This window comes from Paenibacillus sp. UNC217MF (assembly GCF_000686865.1).
Taxonomy (GTDB): Bacteria; Bacillota; Bacilli; order Paenibacillales; family Paenibacillaceae; genus Paenibacillus_B; species Paenibacillus_B suaedae.
The window spans coordinates 215,957-235,274 of sequence record NZ_KK366027.1 but is presented as its reverse complement, the minus strand read 5'-3'; the positions used below and the strand labels follow the sequence as shown (position 1 = coordinate 235,274).

Sequence of the window (19,318 nt, the reverse complement as noted above, 5' to 3'; positions counted from 1 at the left end):
AAGGAAACGACTTTTAACTTTCGGTATACGCCGTGCCACTGCATATATAAAGTATGTTGAATAAAAATCGTACATAAGATGAATTCTACACATGCGTCATCCAATTTCTAGGTCAGGACGAAGCCCAGAAATATTGATTTTAACAAACAACAACAGTTATTTGGAGGCTTGAAAATGATCTTGTTCGTGACCCGCTCCATGATATTCCTTCTCCTCCTTACCTATTTTTCTGTTAGCAGCATGATTGTCCATGCTGACTACAAGGCGCCATCTGCTGAAATGAACATAAGTGTACGGACAAGCCCCTCCGCAACATATGAACATAAAATGGTTTTGAAAAATAAGGAAGCCCTTCGTTTATATAAGGATGGCAAGGAAGAACAGACAGAACATCGCCCTATACTCACCGACATATATGTAACGATTACAAAAAATAATAGAACAAAAAATTTCCGTATGGAGCAATCCGGTTCCTTATGGAACGAGGCTGAATCAACACGTCTTATCCTTACACCTAAAGCGACCAAGCAGTTGCTGGTACATGCAAATTTTCTAAGAAAACATCATTATGGGACGATTATTCCTTGGGGTGAGGCGAAAGCCTTGCTTCCTAGAAAAAGCACTTTCTCAATTATTGATTTGGAGAAAGGGTTGAAATTCCGTGTTCAGCGTCGTGCGGGAAGCAGGCATGCCGATGTGCAGCCGCTAACCAAAGAGGATACGAAGACGATGAAGCAGATGTATGATAATCATTGGAGCTGGAATCGGAAAGCGATAATCGTCGTTACTGATGACAATCGGAAAATCGCTGCTTCTATGAACGGAATGCCTCATGGCGGCGATGGGATTCCGGACAATGGATTTTCAGGACACTTCTGCGTACACTTTCTTGGCAGCAGTACGCATCGATCCTTTCACCCAGACTTATTGCATCAGGTGATGGTGTACACGGCTGCTGGAAAAAGAGAGGCTTTTTTACATGGCTTATCACCCGAGTTGCTCTCGGAAGTATTTATCGGAGCCTTGTCTCAACGGGATAATAATTTACTTATAGCAGTGTCTGAAGGTGCACATTCTGAAACGGTAAACTACTTTCTTAAGCAGATGGAGAACGGAACGACATATCGGATGATGAAAAGAAAAGAAATCCCCGATCCAGACAACGGGCATCGATTAACTACAGTGTTAGAACTACCTGTTTTCATGAAACAGAAGAATATGTCGGAAAAGAGCATAGCCATTCGATTTGAATTTGCAAGGGAATCGGTTCTTTCTCCATGGAAAATAAGGAATGTGAGCCCCAGAAAGAAATGAAGAGAGCGTAGGTCGCTCTCTTCAACTGTACTTATTTTTTTATATCAATCTATGCATTTGATTTAAATCTAATTAATCATGGGTGGATCAGATCTATGCATATCAGATATTTCATTTGCTTAGTACTCCAGTTCGAGCGGATGCTTTTTTTCGTATGATACGCTTCGCACTTAATATAACAAGCGATACGATAATGCCCCCGATTTGAATCATACTAATAGAGATTATGTAGCCGAGTAAGGGCGCTGATTCTTGGTAGCTTATAATTGGGGGTACACCACCGCCATAGCCATGCGGAAGAACGACAAACCGCATAATTTCTAAGTAGGTAAGGTGAAAACCGATTGACGCCCAAAGACTTCCGGTCCATAAACGGAGTAACTGCAAGCCTATTCCAAAACAAAAAATGACTACGATATAAAAGATATTAAGCGTTAATCCGGGTGTCTGTCCAACGAATGCTTGAAATAGGGCAACCGCTGTCGTGACGCATACAAATAGTATGGTTTGAAGGAATACGGATAACCAAGCTGGGAATCGATGACGTAGCACATCATACAGAAGCCCTCTTAACCCTAGTTCCTCCGGCAAAGCTTCAAAAAACACAGCAAACAATACATTGATAAGCAGCGCAGCAAACCACTGATCGGGGGCATGCCATTTTTCAATGACAATCCAACCTTGAACACTTGCTATAACGAAGCCCAATGCACCCAGTCCACTTGCCAATAGAACCCCAGTAAAAAAGTGATATCCTCTTCTCCAGAAATATACCGGTGTCTTCGGTTTTATACCAGTCATTCGATAGAGACGCTGATATAAATACAAAATAATAGGAACAACCAGGCCGCTCATCACAAGACTCTGAATCAGGTTCCGAACATGCCTTGATGAGCCAAACAAATGCTCTGAAACATCACCGGAAAGGCCGGCTAAAAACAGGGCAGCACTTACTGTAAGCCATCCTGAGAACAATAAACCTATCCATTTCATATTCTGATTTTCTTTCTTTATCATTACATCACATTCCTTTCATTCCTAACATGATTCAATTCATTTTCTGGAAAAGATATTCATAATCACACCTATTAATGAGGGCAAGAGTAAGGTTACGATCAAAAATGCCGTAATTACATTAGATATCGGCAAGTCATATGGAGTGAACCATTCTGTAAAAAGCTCGGAGTTCAAAATTCTACCCATAATCGTTCCTGGCTTGAATTCTCTGTACAGGTTCCATGAAAATCGATCACAGGCAATAAAATAGAGTTGTGCAACAAGAAATCCCACAAGAGGCATTACCCAGCCTTTTATTCGACTAGGACGACCTTTTTGAGTATGCATCCTGTCCTATCTCCCTTTTTTGTATATCTTTTGATCATGCAACAGCAACGAACTCTTATAATTCCTTTTTCGTAAACAGAGCTGCAGCTATAAAGTAGGAAGCAATGAACAGCAATAAGATGCCGATCAGGATCAAATACAAGATTGGGTTACTATGTAATCCGTTCTCGTTGATCATTTGCATAAATATTGCCGTAGGCTGCGCCAGTGCAATTAGGATTAATGTGAATACCCCTTGAATAATAGACGTTCCTTTCTTACTAAGCGTATAAAACAGCGGCAAATAAATGGAAGCAAGGGCTAGCGTGATGGCTGCTGGTCCTAGTATATCCATGACCGTTAATTCTGGTTTGTTAAATGCCGGGAATACATTTGTAACGATCAGGTGAATGCCATAAGATGCTAGGACGCTGACAAGGCTAATAATAATGCCCGTTATGTATTTCGCTTTTACGATATTTTTACGGCTAATCGGCAGCGTGACCAGAAAATTGTGGTTATGATTCTTTATATCGATCAGGGTAACGTGACTAAGCGTAGCGAATGCCGTATAAATACCCACAAGGTGAACAGACGATGAATGCTTTGGTATAAAAACAACACTAAATACAACAAAATACATGAGAGGTGTCCAGAGCGAGCTTTTAAAAGCGATGAACTCTTTCCGAAGCAAGTTAAGCATGTACACGTCCTCCCTTGGTTGTGAAATACACGATGTCTTCTAATGATGGTTTGTTGAGAACCGCATAATTTCCGAATAAATGCTCAGCCTCCTGCCGATTATCGACTAAGCCCTCAAAACCAACGGCTGTCTCACGAATTCCGACAAATTTTTTGCGAACATCGGAATCTAGTAGTTGGGAGTCACCTTTCACGATTACGTATCTATCGAGGACATCATCTTTCGCTTCATTGAATACGAGCTTTCCGCGATTGATGAAAGCAATGTAGTCGGCAATGCGATCCAAGTCTGTTGTGATATGAGTTGAGAAAATAATCGAATTTCGCTCATTCTGCATCATGTCCGCAAGAATATCGAGCATTTCCCTTCTAAACACAGGATCAAGCCCGGAGGTTGGCTCATCCATGATGAGGAGCTCTGCCTCATGTGAAAAAGCAACGGCAAGGGCAAACTTCACTTTCATCCCCTTGGATAATTGTTCAATCTTCTTATTTGGGGACAGCTCGAACTGTTCCAGATAGTTGTTAAATTTCTGCTCGTTCCACTTTTGATAGAAAGGCGCGATCACCTTCTTCATGTCACGAATCGTAAGGTGATCATAATAGAAGCAATCATCTGACACGATTCCGATACGCTGCTTGATGTCCACTTCTTGTGTGGGCATATCGCAGCCTAGTATCTTTACGCTCCCGGAGTCAGGGCGAATCATGCCGAGCATCATTTTGATTAAGGTGCTCTTCCCTACGCCATTGGGACCAATCAATCCAGTAATGTAACCCTGCTTCACATCCAAAGATACCTGATCAACTGTAAATTCAGGGTATGTTTTCGTTAAATTACGTATTTCGATTGCATTCATGATGTGTATTCCTCCTCAAACAATAGCTTCATATGATCAATTACATCTTGTTGACTCATACTTAATTCCTTGCTTTCACGAATGATCTCTATCATTTTTTCTTCTAATTGTTTCATACGCTGCTCCCGAATGAAGTCTTTATTGGCCCCTGATACGAACGATCCCTTCCCTACCACGGAGTCGATCAGTTTCTCTTTCTCCAGCTCTTCATATACACGCTTGGTTGTAATGACACTAACCTGCAAATCCTTAGCCAGCTTCCGGATGGAAGGAAGACTGTCACCTGCACGCAATTCCCCGCTCAGAATGCTCTGTCTGATTTGGTTCAATATTTGCATGTATATCGGATCGCTCGAGGCATTGGAAATAATAATTTTCAGCTTCTATCACCTCAATGCTGTTTATATCCATATAGTGTACATATACAATATATACACTGTTGCGATAAGTGTCAATAGAGTATTTAGTGTATATATATATTATACACACTGTTAAACCCAATGTGCCTATACCGATTCGGGTGCAGCATCTAATAACAAGCTACGTTTTTAATACTTTTAATACAACGGATGAGAATATCCCACTCCAATTAATCTCTGGATGCCTCGAGGAATTAATCAACTATTTAATGTGGTGAAATAATAAAACGGCCGAGCGTCAATATCGACTGCTCAGCCGTTTTTGTTATGAAAGGCATAATTTACGAGTTCAGTTGTTCAATGCAAGCAATAGGTCAAATAGGTCACCTTCGATGAATTTGCCCCGCTTTGCTACGCTCCCTGGTTATCGTTGACGAGTGTTCTCGCTTCAGTGTCCCACCGCCACGGTACAGTTTGTCCGGTCAGGTGCACACCACCCAGCCACGTATCGATCCCATTCAGTGATACCCAGTCTGCTTGGCCTTCCAGCACTCGTCGCCCCGTTTCCGTTAGTGACACCGTACATTCGCGGAATGAAGGCGGTGTGCCTTGGAAATTCGGGAAGGTCTCTACTCCTTTAACATGCAGAAGCGGATAGGTACCGCTAGTCAGGTTGGCCAACACATGCCAGTATTGCAAATCCCCCATTCCAAGTTCATGCAGCCTATTGCAGACATGCTTAAATAATTCATTCGGAGAAGCAATGCCAAAATCAATCTGCTCCAAAGTGAATTGCTCGACAATGCCGAGCCCATTGTGGACAGATGGGAAATGGGCAAGATGCTGCTGGAATGCTGCATTCGCATAGGGCAATGCCGACGTATCTTCTCGCAAAAGCTGTACGAGCTTGCTAGGATCAGGAGATGTATAAGCCTCCCATAATGCTGACCCTAGATCGAGCTGTTCACGACCGACAGTTTGCCACGTCCCTGATAGTGACGCTAGCTGCTCTTCATTTAATTGGCCGAGCCCACGGAATAATTCAATGCCGGGGAAGGATCCAACGCATAGCAAGCTTAGTTTCGTATGTCCAAGCGGCTGCTGTGCAAACCAATGGAGCAAGTAGCAGAGCATCGTCTGGTCAAATAAATCATGCTCGAACCACAACACAATCTCTTCGTATTCGGAAAAGCGAGTGAGCTGCTGTTCTTGTTCGCCAGAGAGACGTGTGAATTCTGCTGCGGGAATGCCGAGCGCCTGCTCCAAGTATTGAGCCCGTACCTGCCGATTGGAGGCTTCTGTGGGATTGGCGAAGTTCGGCCCTTCCGGGTACACTTCCCTCCACACGAGAATGTCCCCCTGAGGTATAACCTTACGCAATGTGTTCGCTACGTGATCTCCATTTACAATATGCAGCATATGCTTTCCCCCTTCATATAAGCCGTTGCATACATGGGCAAAATCAGCAACTGGCAGGATTCCTTTAAGTTTGCGTCGTGCGTCGAATAACCGTTTTTTCAATACAGGGATGGAAGTGCCTAAGTACGCAGAGATTTCCTGCAATGAATAGCCGTAGAAATAAAACAACTGTACCGCCACTCGCATATTCGATGACAATGTCGATACGGATTCATGAAGCAGCCTTCTCAGTTCTTTTTGCTCGACGATGTCGGAGATGCTCTTCCCACTTTCGGCTAAGCCGGTCATATCATCCAGTGGGACAGACGGATAACGTTTGCGCCGAAGAATACGGTTCGCTTGGCGAACGACAATCACCTTGAACCAGCCAGGAAATGCTTCGGTTTCTTTCAGGCGACTGAGGTTGATGAATGCTTCCGCAAATGCTTCCTGCACGGCATCCTCCGCCAACTGAACATCTTGCAGCCGTTCATAAGCTACAGCATAAGCCATTGAAGTGAACTGTCGGACGATGGGATCGAACGCTTCGCGGTCTCCTTGCCTTGCTGCCTCTATCCAATGGTGCACGCCCCCCAACTCCTTTCTTTCTATCCATCTATATAGTAGTGCCATGTAAATAGCAAAAGGTTACTTCAAATGATATTTTCTGTTAGGGTTTATTTGTGCTGATTGTGAAAAGACAGAAGGCCGCCGATTCAAGAGTGAATGAAAGCCACTGGAAAAATCAGCTGAGGAACGAAAAAGTAAAAGTCCCGTAATTAAAAATCCGCCTATCCTCAGACAGGCGGGAACCATAGACTTTCGTAGACATTATTAACTTCTTTTATCGAAGTATTTTAACCCTGATAATCAAGGGATAAAAAACTATCTAATTCAGTTTATAATGCCTTGTTCTTTTCTCAGACACTTTTGTTTCACAAGAAGTGCATGGCGTATAACAGTTCTGCAGAGTCTTGCTCTCTGCAATGAAGAATCTTCAGCGAAAAAATCATCATTTGAGCTCAACTCCAACAGGGCTGCTTTGGCCGCATCCAAAGCAAGTTCTTCCTCTTGCAGCAGATAATGCGCAACTTGATACCCGTACGTCTCTACCCCTCTTAAAACCTGTACTTTGTGCCCAAAGCTCACCGTTCGATTCATCGGGCTGTACCTCTTTTCTAAGAAGCCGTCTCTCGAATGTTCAGGCTATATAACCGCAAAAAATCCATCTCTTTATCACGTTCAGATTCAGGTCCTTCGTAGGTTACTTGACCCACGTAGCGTGTTTTTCCATTGGATGCATCCACAATCACTACGTGATGTGTTGAGCCTTTCTGACTCAAGATGTAGACACGATTGTGAGTGAGAACAAAAGATTGGATCTCATCAGCGCCAAGCTCCGAAGCTTCGATCTTTACATAATCTCGCTCTTCAAGACCTGTGTCTAAGTTATTGCGTGATAACTGAATTTCATTTTTATCGTAATTTGCGTAGACCAACGAATTGTTCTCTAAATAATAGGGCGTGTTAGGATTAAATTTCGGCTTTGAGTCTGGCAAGGCAAACAGCTTGCCAGTTTTATATGAATAAGCATATCTAAGCATGGCAAAGTTCGAATAATCTCCCCTCGATGTGACCTTATTCTCTAAAACTAGAAAGACCATATATTCATTCGGAGCAATGTCATTACTTAATGAGCGAACCTCAATTTTTATTTTTTTATCTGTGCTGTTCTTCCAATGGGTTACTTGCTTCCCCTCAATGAGTACGCCGCTCTTCAAATCCAGCACATAGTCAAAATATAGCGACGATTCATCCCTCTTACCCTGCATAATTAGTACATGCAGCTGATCATTGATGCGTTGTACATCGTCGACATAGATATAATCAAATGTGCTGTCAGTAGGGATTTCGGTGACATACTGCTTCTCCTCATTCGTCTTCACATTCAACAGGTCTACATGCAGCTGAAATTGCTTCTGTGGGGACTGACCTGAACTGGTATTTCCTTTCGCATAAAGCAACCATTCATTATCCTTATAAAATCCATTAGGATCACTACTCTTGCCCCTCATAAATTGGCGATAATCCCGAATGAGCTGCCCCATGCCTTCCGAAAAATTTCTCCATGTTGATACGGACGAGATCTGATCGCGAAACGTCTCCCGACTCCGATATTTGCTTCCTTCTATATTAATGGATAATGGTTCCCTTCCTATTCTACTGTAATTACCGTAAAGCTCGATACCCGCTCCCTCCTTCGGGTCGCCTTGAATCGTTACGAGCTTGTAAGCCGGCAGATGATCCGCCGCACCGTAAGTATAATAGGTACACAATATCCCTAACGTACAAAGTCCGAGAATGATCGATAATAAGTAACGTTTCATTGTAAATTCCTCCTTTACACCGTGATCTTCTTGCGAAGAAGCCAGCATCCGAGACAGCCGGAGATCGCAGCAACGAGCAAGCAGACACCAAGCTGCATTCCGTATATTTCATCCGGATACCAATACTCATTCAGGCGATCAAAGCCTACGAAAAACACGGGATACACAGTCAAGATCGCACAACATGCGAAATACGCAATCGCGTATAGAACACCGATCCTCCGATAGCTTCGCTCGAGTAGAACCGCAGTAAAGATAACCATTACAGCAACGATGCCTAAACCATAGGAATATATAAATTGCTCAAACTGTTTGGGCAGTAGCATTTTTAATGCATCATTCATCGAAATCGCTTCGACGAATGTCGAATCCGTCCGCAGTTCTGCCGGAACCATCGCCTTGAAGATCATATTCTCGCTGACGAGCAGCATCAATTGAAATGCAATCATACTAAATACAAACATAATAATAGCTGTAAGCTTCGATACGTATAACATCCATCTCTTTGATGGAAGGATCAGCAGCCGATAGATGAACGTCGATCGCCCGAACCAATCCCGATACCAGATGAGGATGGTATATAACACCAGAACCGTTATGCTAAGCAAAATCGGAAGAATGAACCATTCCTTTGTTTTGAGGATAACCCAGGGGAAGGTGAGGATTTTGGGTAAACCTATATCAACATAACCTAGCCCTTTTGCCGCTTTAATCGATAATGTACGCTTGATTGTCAGAATGAATGAACTAAACTGACAGACCATCGTCACCACCATTAAGGATGCCAAAATATATCGGAATCGATGGATTTCCATATGAACCAATTTCAAATAGCGATTCATCCCATATACACCTCCCTCATCACGTCAATAACGAATTTCCCTTCTGTCGTACGCATTTCCTCGCAGTCAAACGCAAGGTGAACCGCCCCATTCTGCAGTAGAATCGCCTTATCGATCAAATGCTCCATATCGTCTATTTCATGTGTCGTCAGCAGAACGCCCCGGTCCTCGATAAGATCCGACGAGAATACTTCAGCAATGATCTCACGGCTAAACATATCAATGCCTGAGAATGGTTCATCCATTAAGATATAATCCGAATCTTGCGATAAACCGAGCAGCAGACAATATTTCGCAGTTGTCCCTTTAGACATATTACCTACGCGCTCCGACCGATCCAACTTAAAAAAATCCAATAATTCCTTCGCTCGTGCCTCATTCCAATTCTGGTAGTAATCTTTCATAAATTGCATCCCGTCGGACAGCTTCATTCCCATTGGTACTGTCACATGATCTGGTACAAAAGCTACCTTCTCATATATCGCTGGCCCAACTGGCTTGCCATCAATGCGAATCGTGCCGCTCTTTGGTGGGGTAAGTCCCATAATTGATTTCAGAATCGTGGACTTCCCAGCTCCATTGATTCCGATCAGGCATGTAATCTGCCCTTTTTCGGCTGTGAAGGATATACCGTTCAGCACATTTCGCCCACGATAACGCTTATGTAAATCGACAACCTCAATCATCAGAGTTCACCCCTTCTACTTGGTTCGTACGCGTACGTTCCTCGATATACTTCGCCCGGACAAGATCCAGCAGTTCATCGACAGGTACATCAATTCTCCCTACTGACACGACAAAAGCCTCTACTGCATCTTCTATAAGTTCCGAACGAATTGCTCGCAGAATATCCGCTTCCTCCGTAATCCGACTCGGTGAGTTCCCTTCCGTTATAATCAACCGCTGCTCCTCCATTTCCTTGTAGGCTTTTTGCGCCGTATTTGGGTTTATTTTGAGCAATGCTCCGAGCTCTCTGCGGGAAGGAATAACCTGCCCTGCCTTTAATCGGCCTGTTGCGATCCGCTCCTTGAAATGCCTTACGACTTGCAAATAGACAGGGTCACGGTTATTAAGGACCACACTCGTCCACCCTTCATTCATCTCTATGATCACCCCTCGCATTTATCACCAAGTGTGTGTACTATGTGGTTCATACACTTCATGGGTGTATTATGCACGTAGTACACAACAACTGTCAATAGTTAGATTTTATCCCTTTCCCTAATTGTTAGCACGAACCTACCCACTTTTCGATTTGTTGCCAATGTTCGTCTCTCTTTTTACGTATATGGTACCTGTGAAATTGATAGGAGAAGCGTCCTTTTTTATTTGAAAAAATATTTCATCTTTTAAAAATATATTGAAAATTTTAATCGAAAGATAATATAATAGTTACCAATCCCCATATTATGGAATGAAGGTGATAAAGAAGGAAGCGCAAATGTGGATGCCAATTCTGTTTTGAAAGCGGTGTCATCTTGTCTTAGTGATTATCATTTTGGGAGGGAAATAATTGAAACGATTTCAAACAATCCAATGGAAAAAGCTATCGCTCACTCTCACTGTCGCCTCATTGGCGGCCGCGGGATTTGCGCCTGCGCTGCCTGCTCCATTCAACAGTGCACCGTCTGTCTATGCGGAGCAAGTCAAGTCGAATTCGCAGCATCTCCAGCAAGCCTTCGAATCTGCAGCGAAAGAGTTCGGAGTGCCTGTGAACATTCTGATGTCCGTCTCCTACAACCTGACACGGTGGGAGCATCATAATGGCGAACCAAGCACATCTGGTGGCTTCGGCGTTATGCATTTGACCGACATACCGATGCCGAAGCAGCAGCCAGAGGAACAGAATGCAACCGCTGACCAAATCAGCACATCGGATTCGCTTGATGATCCAAGCCATCATACTCTTGCTGCAGCATCTCAACTCCTGAAGGTAAATCCAATCTTTCTGAAGAAGGATCCAGTAGAGAACATTCGAGGCGGAGCTGCGCTGCTGGCAAAATATGTGAAGGACATTGCAGGCAAACTGCCGGTAACAGAATCCGATTGGTATGGTGCAGTTGCCAAATATAGCGGCTCTCAAGAATTGTATTATGCACAGGATTTCGCCGATCAAGTGTTCCACACGATACAGCAAGGGATCGCACGGCAAACTCCGGAAGGTCAGGCGCTGCGCCTCACATCCAAGGAAGTAAAGCCAAACCCAGCCACTTTACAGAGTCTGCAACTGCATTCAACCATTTCAAGCAGCGCTGATTGCCCTTCCCTACTACCTTGCAGGTCTATTCCTGCAGCCTATCAGCAGAACGGGGATGACCCGTCAGACTATTCCAACTATGATCTTGCAGACCGTCCTAAATTCGGGCCAGATATCCGCTTTATTGTCATTCATGATACGGAAGAAACATATCGAGACACCATTGGCATTTTTGCAAATCCGAAGAAGAGCGTGGCCGCCCACTATGTTGTTCGCTCATTTGATGGCGATGTAACGCAAATGGTTAACAACAAAGACGTGCCATGGCATGCAGGCAACTATTACTTCAATATGCACTCCATCGGCATCGAGCATGAAGGCTATGCGATGGAAGGAGCAACCTGGTACTCCGAACGGCTTTATCGCTCTTCTGCCGCACTCGTTAAGTATTTGGGAGAGAAGTATGATATTCCGCTGGATCGAGCGCATATCATTGGGCACAACGAAATTCCGGGGCTTACTCCGAAGCGAACACCGGCAATGCATCAGGATCCCGGTCCATTCTGGGATTGGGAGCATTATATGGAGCTGGTTGGAGCACCACTTGGCGCCACGCATAGCCTCAAGGACATCGTGACAATTAAGCCTAATTTTAAGAGTAATTTACCTGAAGTTCAGGATGCTCCGCTCCAACCGACGAACTTCGTTTATTTGTATAAGGAGCCGCAGTTTGATGCTGATTTAATTGATGACCCTGCCCTTGCCATTCAAAACAAGAAAGACGGACTGAGCATAGGCGCTAAAGCTACGACAGGGCAAACCTTCTCGCTCGCAGGAGAACTGGGGAACTGGACAGCAATCTGGTACGGTGGACAAAAGGCATGGTTCTATAATCCGGCAGGAAGCAATGCGGTTGCGGGTTCAGGAGAGCTCATTACTCCGAAAGCGGGCACAACCTCTATACCGGTTTATGGTGCGGCCTATCCAGAAGCGGCAGCATACCCTGCCGATGTAAAGCCGAACGAACTCGTACCGCTGCAGTACACAATTGCACAGGGACAATCGTATGTTGCCATCGAGAAGGTCAATGGCGATTATTACGAAGCCCCAGTATTCACGAAGGATCCTTATGCGACGAATAAGCACATTAAAGGCAAAGAGGCATTCTTTCGCATCTTCTTCAATCACCGCTTCGCCTTTGTGAAAGCTTCTGATGTCGAGAAGATGCGATAACATTCGCTAAATGAAGAAGAGTATGGTGACTGAATTGCACGTAAGGATAAGGATATCCCATACGTGTGCAATGCTCTTCTCTCAGATATTGATTGAAATGATATTGTATTAAAGAAGAGGCTCTCAGGCTTTCAACAGGCTCTCATATCATTATTGGTGCACAGAAATGTCTCTAAGTTGTTATTAAAAACGAATGTCCTCAAGTTCTTGTCAAATAAAAATGACAAGAACTTGGGGACATAAAATAAATTGACCCATTTATTCAGAATACGGATAGATAATCTGATGACTTGATTCATCTGAGAAAGTTTAGGGATCAAGGTATCACAATTTTATTTGCTATAACCTTATCATCACTGTCACACGCTCGATCTCCGTTTCGACACCAATTTCGTTCCTTGCTTCTCCTCCTCTTGGGTAGCTGCCCATTTTATAGGGGCAAGTGCCCTTTCCTCAATCTCAGCATATTGTGAATTATGCCTAGCGGTAGCTTCCAAGCGAGCTTTGCCAGAAGAGGATTCACGATGCAATGCCCCTCAAAAGATTAGGAGGAAAACGATGATATACCATCAACCTTACGTTCAGAACCCGGCCGGCGTGCAGAATTCCGATCCGTCCGAGCAAGCATTTGAGCAGCAAGCGAATAATCAAATTAGACCTCGCGATGACGGTTATCAAACGTCACACTATCCCTGGTGCCATATTCCTCATCATCACGGATACCACCCCATGATGTGTCATCCTTGTGGTAACGAGCAGCAAGCTGTAATGGCTCATCCCTGTGAGAATATGCACTTACCTGCGATGGTTCAGCCCCTGGAGCATGAGCAGCACCCCGATATGGTTCACCACTGGGAGCATGAGCACTGTTCTTGTATGATCCATCCCTGCATGCATCATCCATGGAATCCGTATATGGATGACCACCTTCATCCTTATCTGTATTCAGGGTGGGACTGTTGCGAGTTCGATTACCATCATGATTGGTTCCATCCATGGGATCATACTCACATGCATTGCCATCATCCGTGGGATAACTATCATTGCTAAGAGAAGTCCGGTCTCCCTTTCTTGAAAGGGTGGTTTCATCGCTGAGGACATGACCGTTCGCGTCAATGTCATTAGCGATGATTTTTTTTAACGGCTTAAGCTGCCTACCAATCGCAATCGTTGACGGTAGGGACCAACCGGTATAAAAATCAGTCCCGTTTCATCTCGGGAAGCCGTCCCGTAAAGCGCATCGCTGGAATTGGCGTCAAACCCGAGAAGGGGGCGCCCTCCCATCCCGAGAGCGGATGCTGCCAGCAATAATCGGTGCACGAGCATCCCGGCTTCCATTTGCTGTATGCGGTATCCCCGCTTGCCGAGCTGCGATTGATAGAAACTCCTCTTCCCTGCCACATGAAAGCTGAGCGGTACTTGAAACAAATTGATATTGGGAAGTGACATTCCCTCTTGCATCCGTTGCCGGTGATCTCCAAGGCCAACCGACTGCAGCGCATGCGCAGTGCTATCGTACCGATAAGCGCCATCCGGAACGTCTTCGACCCCGTAGAAGCAGCCGTAAAGACATACACGGGGTTCCGGCCTCTTCTGCGGGCCATCCAGGTCGTTGCGATAAGTGAAGGAAGCCGTCGCTTCCCGAAGCAGAGATGCAAGCCGCGAAATACCGATCGGCTTCCAGATAAATTCCGTCTCGGGTGAGAAACGGTTGCGGCAAACCGCCGCCAAATCATATGATAAGCGATCTACAGGCGGCAGAGGCAGTACGGGCGCTTGATTCGGAATTGCTTGCTCCTCCTGCCGGATCTGTTGAAACAATCGCGCCGAATCAAATCGGGACGCATCGCTCATCCGGAGCAGCATTGGATAATCGGCGCTCCTCCGCGACTTTACATAGTGATCATGATTGACCGGCGACAACTCCCGGCACAGCTCGGAGGCGGACACGATGTCCGTATCCTCGTTCCCACTTTCCATCCACCGGATTGCCGGATTCACCGATAACGGGATTACCGCATACACGCTCTCCTCTTGTTCTGATAGACCGAGCAGATGATTGATGGCTTGATCGAGAAATTGAAAATGCACGCCAGATGAAAATCTGAATCGTTTTGCGATTTCGAGCAGCTGTCCAATCAAAATACCGGCGTCCAGTCCCTGAAGCCGGTAGGCGAAATTATTGTATTTGTAAAAATTCTTCCAAAATACCGTAGATACGAACGCGGCTCCGAAGCAGCCGTTCGCGTCGCATCGATTACCGAGCGACCTCGCCAAATAATCGTCGAAATTCCCTTTGCGCAGCAACGCCAACCGATGATGTGCCGCATCGTAATGGTATACGCCTGCAGGCAACTCATCGAGCTTAAGATAGAGATACAGTTCACTCGGATAGAGCCCGCCTCCGGAAGGAACGAAGCGCCGGCACATCTGCAAGACGCCTCCCGATTCCTCCGACGCATCCCGTTCCATGACGGACTGGGTCAATTGTGCAAGCCCGTATACATAGTAGAGGAAATGTCCAATATTGCGAAGGGTTGGCACATCGGGTGTATCCATTCCTTCGAGCGTTATCGGCACTTCCCTAGATAGTGGAAACATTGGCAAGTCACGATAAAGCTTGTAAGGAAGCGGCGCGTACTCCCAATCCGTCTCCCAATCCAAGGGCTTGACCTTATCCGGATCATATTGCAAATGGTGAAGAAAAACGTCCAGATTCATTAGACTCATCGCTTTCCTCCCTGGTTTCATCCGTGCCGTTCCATAGCCGTATTTATGGGAACGGGTGCGGATATGGATTAAGCTGCTCGGGTGACAAGGGCTCCGGCGAATAAGACAGCTCTGCAGGAATCCTGAGCACTCTATCCAGTCCCGTCAACCGGATGAGATGCTGCCCGAACGTCATCGGCAACATGCCGGGAATGAGTACTTTCACACAATGCAGTCCGTTGCGAAGGGTCTCCGGAGTCGTCTGGTCGACCACGATCACTTCAAGATTCAATCGGCGAAAAACAAGCAGCATGACCTTTAGATCATCAGTCAGATCGGCGTTCCAGCTCGTCGGTTCAAATGCTTCTTCGAACGTTTGCATCGGACGATCGTCGTTCAGCAGAAAATCGAGCCTTTCCTCTGCCTGTTTCAACCCGTACAGCATGGAATGATCCTCCATCTGAACAACCTGGTACGGATCGTGAAGCATCCGTTCGTACAGCTCACGGTTTTCCTCGAATTTCTCGCTAACCGTGAGGAGCATGCCTGCCAGCTCGTGGATCGCGCTCTTTGCCGCACGAATCGGATCCGGATGGGCGCCCGCGGCGCAAATGAGGTTCACGCCCTGCTCTTTCTTATTCTTCGCGAGCGCCCACACGCTTGGTATGCCGTGCTCCATTGTCGATTTATACAAATACAGTTCATAGCCCGACACCGTCTCCAGTCGCTCCGTCATCCAATTCAATTCCCGATCCTGAACAGATCGGAGATCCAGGCGAGGCAGGGGCAGACGAGCATACCAAGTCATGAGGAAGGAGTCGCGCTCCACCACTTCCAGCATCCCATAGAAGATCGCTTCCTCCAGACTTCCGCCCAGCGCGCAGCCATTGGAGGTTTCATAGACGAATCCGTGACCGCAGCCCGAACTGTAATAAGCCAGCTGCTCCGGTACAAGAATCGGACGCTCCTGCAGAAACGAATAGCCCCATACCCAATCTATAGGCCTTTCGGGGTCGAATGACTTGAACGGGAAGTCAGAGCGTTCATACTGTTCCTTAGCATATAGTCCTACACGGAAGGGATCGAGCGCATGGTGCTGTACATTGAGGAAACTGTCATGAACGACGGATCGTTTCCCATGGGGCGACAGACCGCAATAACGCTCCAGTCCCTCCAGGATGGCTGTCATTTCGCTAACCGCATAGGAGTGGGTTCGACCTGCACAAGCCTCATCTCCGCCAAACAGGGGCAAATTGATGCTCGCATCAGCGAAAGGCGACACAAGATCCACCATTTTCCCATTCAAAAATCCGGTTCTGGCATCCAAGTATTCTTTGGCTAAAACATCTTTCAGTTCATCCATCGAGCGGCTGCGATACGTTTCGGTGCCGATTTTCATGCTTGGCTTCAGCGCAATGCGGGCCAGCTCCTCATCGTCTTCCGGCAATCGGCCGCAGATTGGACATAGCGGAACGGGCAGGAAGAAGTGCAATGAGGTTTTCAACGTACGCATATCGATCAAGTACATCCTGCTTTCCGTCTCCGGCTGCCCGCCCATCAGCATCTTCACTGCTTCAGCTGCAACAAGGCGCGCCACCTGCAATAATCCCGTGCGAGACGCCCAAGCGTCCCGGGCGATTCCCCCATTTGACGCCAGCTTCTGCTGCAGTTTCCACGATTCCCTACGGTCACTTCCCGCCATCAGGAGCCGGGTATCCGCACATTGTGAGCACCCTTGCCCCTCTGGACGAACCAGTGGACCGACAATCCCCTCTCCGAATGCAACAAATCCGCGCAGCCAAGGCATTCCCGACTGTCTGAACCGATCTTCTGCCGCAGAATGAGAGGAAGGATCCCAAGCATCGTTCAACACCAGCGCCAAGTCTCCCGTTGCTGCTTCTCCAGACTCTATGTTCTTCTGCCGGATTAGTCGATAGCGGTCATCGGCAGACAATTGCCTGGTTACCAAATCCGCGAGCTGTCCTCCCCCGATGACCGTTACAATCGCGCTCAATGCGTCTCCTCCTCTCGCAACGACACGCCGAACACGCCTGCCAGCTCTTCTTTCATGAACGGTTCTGTCGACAAATCAACGACCGCGATCCGCTTACGGTTCCAGTGCAGGATCTGCCGTACGGACTGCAGTATCATGCCGTATTCCGACTCATCGAAGCCGGGGATCGTCAGACTCTGCGCCAAGGCATCTTCCACCATGACCGAAGAGCGTTCTAGGATTTGGTCTTGGATGTCCGCCGGATCGTTTTGTATTTTCATCAGCGCTTGTCGGAGCGCTTCTCGCAGTGCCATCGTGCGGTTGACTCCGACCCCGCCGTACCAGTAACCGTTCGTACCGACCCAGAAGACGGGGAAGCCCGCCGCTTCTTGTCCCAATCCGATTACCGGGGTGTCCTGCATCGTACTCAATGCACGCAAGCAATAGCGGCAATATTCGTCTTCAACCTCGCTTAGCTTGATTGGATTAACGGAGGGTATGCTGGATTCGGAACGACTTTTCAGCTCCTCGAATAGACACTTCCGCAGTCCGCGAAGGACAGCTTCCGCAACGGTTTCTCCCGCTCCGACCCCTACATATGCATGGGACTGCGACTCGAGCGGGCTAGCAGAATCCGGCTGCGCAGGACTGGCAGCCTTCAGAACACCGGCCATTCGCGACACGTACGCCTCGATGCCTGCCAAGCCTGCTTCCTTCCTTGCTTCATGGTGCGTCATTCCCGAACAGACGATCTGCGGCAGAAGCTCAGCGGGGCCTTCCGACAGCGGGTCGACTGCCTGGACGCGACACTGTGAGAGCGGAAGCTGCTTCGAGTCCCCTTCCTCCCATCGGTGAAGAATGCCGGTCTCCGTCGAAGTCAAGCGATAGAAATAGGAGAAGAGTCGGTCTGATTCCTGCCGCTCCGCACATGGATCGATTGGAAGGTCAAACGGATCCGTTGGCTCGGTCTGACGAAGACCTGTGACTAGCGGATGAGGAAGTAACGAATGCCACTCGCCAACTAATGTTTCCGGATTCAGCAGAAACAGCTTTCCGTTCAATTCCGAAGCCGTTCCCGTAACGGTCTTAAACCATTCGAACACGAGCACATTCGCTAGCATGGCTTCCGGCGTGGTAGAGACGGCGGACGTCCGATTCGCATCGCCAAGGGCGGTTCGGTGTATCCTGCGCCATGCGGATTCGAAACAAACATCCGAATCCGGGTGCACCAATGGCCCTGCTATGCCCAACTGTGGCAAATAGATGGCTGGCAGCAGTGGCTTCTTCGCGTCCCTGCAGGCCGCATGCAATGCTCTAAGCTCTCGGGGATCGTCAACCTGAGCGACATATAGAACGGAATCCGCCAGCTGTACGACTTCTTGCCAATCGAGGAAGCCGTCATTAGAGGGTAAGATCTCCTCTACCTCGATCTCGCTGTCCGATAGACGTGCAGTCGCCGTCAGTTCGGAGATCCGCTGCCGATCCGTGGTCGTCTGGTTCGTGATCAGCACACGAAACCGGGGTAATCCGGATTCCAACAAGGCAGCAACGAGCGAGACAAATATCGGACCGGAACCGACCGCAATCGGATTAGCCTGGCGATAGGTTTGAAAGCGATGAGCGCCCGAACCGCCCAAGCTGTCCAGAAATTCGATCTGTGCGGCATATTTCCGTTCTACTGCTTCGGGTAGGTCGTGCGGTAGGTCTTGGCTGGAATCTCGGACAAAGCCGTTATTGAGCAGTACTTCCGCGATTTCATAAACCCGTACCCTGTATGGTTCCGGCAGCCCGTCCGTCAGTTCCGACATGGAATAATCCCCACTAAACATGGGCATCAATTTTTCGATCCACTGATCAACCATGTCGCCTTCCATTCGGAACGAACCTGTATTGTTGCGAAAGTAGACGCCTCCTTTCGAATCTGGAAGAAAGAACGTATCCCCTTTCACTTTCAGACGCATAGAAGGATTCAAGTTTTTATTCCTCCTTAAGGTTTTGCCG

17 protein-coding genes are annotated in these 19,318 nt (G+C 47.0%); 2 read left to right on the top strand and 15 right to left on the bottom strand.

The features are described 5' to 3' along the window. Positions 1 to 174: 174 nt before the first annotated feature. Positions 175 to 1,314 carry a hypothetical protein gene (locus BP95_RS0117145; RefSeq protein ID WP_021255658.1) on the top strand — a complete coding sequence of 380 codons (1,140 nt, stop codon included), beginning with the start codon at positions 175 to 177 and terminating at the stop codon, positions 1,312 to 1,314. A gap of 111 nt (positions 1,315 to 1,425) precedes the next feature. Here BP95_RS0117145 and BP95_RS0117140 read toward each other — a convergent pair whose 3' ends face one another. The 11 genes from BP95_RS0117140 to BP95_RS0117090 form a co-directional block, all read right to left on the bottom strand. Continuing rightward, on the bottom strand, positions 1,426 to 2,331 hold the full coding sequence (locus BP95_RS0117140; RefSeq protein WP_021255657.1) for a CPBP family intramembrane glutamic endopeptidase: 906 nt from the start codon (positions 2,329 to 2,331) through the stop codon (positions 1,426 to 1,428). Positions 2,332 to 2,367: 36 nt separating this feature from the next. After that, complete coding sequence (locus tag BP95_RS0117135) at positions 2,368 to 2,658, bottom strand: YfzA family protein (RefSeq protein ID WP_021255656.1); 291 nt, start codon at positions 2,656 to 2,658, stop codon at positions 2,368 to 2,370. Positions 2,659 to 2,713: 55 nt separating this feature from the next. Then, the gene (locus BP95_RS0117130; RefSeq protein WP_028532812.1) at positions 2,714 to 3,340 is read right to left on the bottom strand and encodes an ABC-2 transporter permease; all 627 of its coding nucleotides are present in this window, start codon (positions 3,338 to 3,340) and stop codon (positions 2,714 to 2,716) included. Beyond that, positions 3,333 to 4,199 (bottom strand): ABC transporter ATP-binding protein, encoded by an 867-nt coding sequence (locus tag BP95_RS0117125; RefSeq protein ID WP_021255654.1) that lies wholly within the window; start codon positions 4,197 to 4,199, stop codon positions 3,333 to 3,335. Before BP95_RS0117125 ends, BP95_RS0117130 begins: the two co-directional genes overlap by 8 nt. Then, positions 4,196 to 4,579 carry a GntR family transcriptional regulator gene (locus tag BP95_RS0117120; protein ID WP_028532811.1) on the bottom strand — a complete coding sequence of 128 codons (384 nt, stop codon included), beginning with the start codon at positions 4,577 to 4,579 and terminating at the stop codon, positions 4,196 to 4,198. Before BP95_RS0117120 ends, BP95_RS0117125 begins: the two co-directional genes overlap by 4 nt. A 390-nt stretch (positions 4,580 to 4,969) precedes the next feature. Continuing rightward, the gene (locus BP95_RS0117115; protein WP_028532810.1) at positions 4,970 to 6,544 is read right to left on the bottom strand and encodes a sigma-70 family RNA polymerase sigma factor; all 1,575 of its coding nucleotides are present in this window, start codon (positions 6,542 to 6,544) and stop codon (positions 4,970 to 4,972) included. A gap of 306 nt (positions 6,545 to 6,850) precedes the next feature. Continuing rightward, the gene (locus tag BP95_RS30710) at positions 6,851 to 7,117 is read right to left on the bottom strand and encodes a hypothetical protein (protein WP_051614118.1); all 267 of its coding nucleotides are present in this window, start codon (positions 7,115 to 7,117) and stop codon (positions 6,851 to 6,853) included. Between the two features lie 17 nt (positions 7,118 to 7,134). Next, entirely contained in the window at positions 7,135 to 8,343 is a 1,209-nt protein-coding gene (locus tag BP95_RS0117105; RefSeq protein ID WP_028532809.1) for a hypothetical protein, read from the bottom strand. Between the two features lie 14 nt (positions 8,344 to 8,357). Further along, positions 8,358 to 9,185, bottom strand: a complete 828-nt coding sequence (locus BP95_RS0117100; RefSeq protein ID WP_028532808.1) for a hypothetical protein — start codon at positions 9,183 to 9,185, stop codon at positions 8,358 to 8,360. Then, positions 9,182 to 9,871, bottom strand: coding sequence for an ATP-binding cassette domain-containing protein (locus tag BP95_RS0117095; RefSeq protein WP_028532807.1), 690 nt, complete (start codon positions 9,869 to 9,871; stop codon positions 9,182 to 9,184). The genes BP95_RS0117100 and BP95_RS0117095 overlap by 4 nt, the downstream gene beginning before the upstream one ends. Continuing rightward, positions 9,864 to 10,286, bottom strand: a complete 423-nt coding sequence (locus BP95_RS0117090; RefSeq protein ID WP_028532806.1) for a GntR family transcriptional regulator — start codon at positions 10,284 to 10,286, stop codon at positions 9,864 to 9,866. The genes BP95_RS0117095 and BP95_RS0117090 overlap by 8 nt, the downstream gene beginning before the upstream one ends. Before the next feature lie 412 nt (positions 10,287 to 10,698). Here BP95_RS0117090 and BP95_RS0117085 point away from each other — a divergent pair, with 412 nt between their 5' ends. Then, a complete protein-coding gene (locus BP95_RS0117085; protein WP_028532805.1) occupies positions 10,699 to 12,615 on the top strand; it encodes an N-acetylmuramoyl-L-alanine amidase in 1,917 nt (638 codons plus the stop codon). A 652-nt stretch (positions 12,616 to 13,267) separates the two neighbouring features. Here the strand turns inward: BP95_RS0117085 and BP95_RS0117080 are convergent. The 4 genes from BP95_RS0117080 to BP95_RS0117065 all read right to left on the bottom strand — a co-directional run bounded on the left by BP95_RS0117080 (position 13,268) and on the right by BP95_RS0117065 (position 19,290). Then, complete coding sequence (locus tag BP95_RS0117080) at positions 13,268 to 13,612, bottom strand: hypothetical protein (protein ID WP_028532804.1); 345 nt, start codon at positions 13,610 to 13,612, stop codon at positions 13,268 to 13,270. 140 nt (positions 13,613 to 13,752) lie between these two features. Beyond that, positions 13,753 to 15,345, bottom strand: coding sequence for a SagB family peptide dehydrogenase (locus BP95_RS0117075; RefSeq protein ID WP_036667245.1), 1,593 nt, complete (start codon positions 15,343 to 15,345; stop codon positions 13,753 to 13,755). A 43-nt stretch (positions 15,346 to 15,388) separates the two neighbouring features. Then, positions 15,389 to 17,338 carry a TOMM precursor leader peptide-binding protein gene (locus BP95_RS0117070; RefSeq protein WP_028532802.1) on the bottom strand — a complete coding sequence of 650 codons (1,950 nt, stop codon included), beginning with the start codon at positions 17,336 to 17,338 and terminating at the stop codon, positions 15,389 to 15,391. Next, positions 17,335 to 19,290 carry a putative thiazole-containing bacteriocin maturation protein gene (locus BP95_RS0117065; RefSeq protein ID WP_028532801.1) on the bottom strand — a complete coding sequence of 652 codons (1,956 nt, stop codon included), beginning with the start codon at positions 19,288 to 19,290 and terminating at the stop codon, positions 17,335 to 17,337. Before BP95_RS0117065 ends, BP95_RS0117070 begins: the two co-directional genes overlap by 4 nt. Between the last annotated feature and the right edge of the window lie 28 nt (positions 19,291 to 19,318).

Excerpts from the sequence above, each read along its gene's own strand:
- BP95_RS0117145 (WP_021255658.1), top strand. The coding sequence starts at position 175 with ATGATCTTGTTCGTGACCCGCTCCATGATATTCCTTCTCCTCCTTACC.
- BP95_RS0117140 (WP_021255657.1), bottom strand. The coding sequence starts at position 2,331 with ATGATAAAGAAAGAAAATCAGAATATGAAATGGATAGGTTTATTGTTC.
- BP95_RS0117135 (WP_021255656.1), bottom strand. The coding sequence starts at position 2,658 with ATGCATACTCAAAAAGGTCGTCCTAGTCGAATAAAAGGCTGGGTAATG.
- BP95_RS0117130 (WP_028532812.1), bottom strand. The coding sequence starts at position 3,340 with ATGCTTAACTTGCTTCGGAAAGAGTTCATCGCTTTTAAAAGCTCGCTC.
- BP95_RS0117125 (WP_021255654.1), bottom strand. The coding sequence starts at position 4,199 with ATGAATGCAATCGAAATACGTAATTTAACGAAAACATACCCTGAATTT.
- BP95_RS30710 (WP_051614118.1), bottom strand. The coding sequence starts at position 7,117 with ATGAATCGAACGGTGAGCTTTGGGCACAAAGTACAGGTTTTAAGAGGG.
- BP95_RS0117105 (WP_028532809.1), bottom strand. The coding sequence starts at position 8,343 with ATGAAACGTTACTTATTATCGATCATTCTCGGACTTTGTACGTTAGGG.
- BP95_RS0117100 (WP_028532808.1), bottom strand. The coding sequence starts at position 9,185 with ATGAATCGCTATTTGAAATTGGTTCATATGGAAATCCATCGATTCCGA.
- BP95_RS0117095 (WP_028532807.1), bottom strand. The coding sequence starts at position 9,871 with ATGATTGAGGTTGTCGATTTACATAAGCGTTATCGTGGGCGAAATGTG.
- BP95_RS0117090 (WP_028532806.1), bottom strand. The coding sequence starts at position 10,286 with ATGAATGAAGGGTGGACGAGTGTGGTCCTTAATAACCGTGACCCTGTC.
- BP95_RS0117080 (WP_028532804.1), bottom strand. The coding sequence starts at position 13,612 with ATGGATGGAACCAATCATGATGGTAATCGAACTCGCAACAGTCCCACC.
- BP95_RS0117075 (WP_036667245.1), bottom strand. The coding sequence starts at position 15,345 with ATGAGTCTAATGAATCTGGACGTTTTTCTTCACCATTTGCAATATGAT.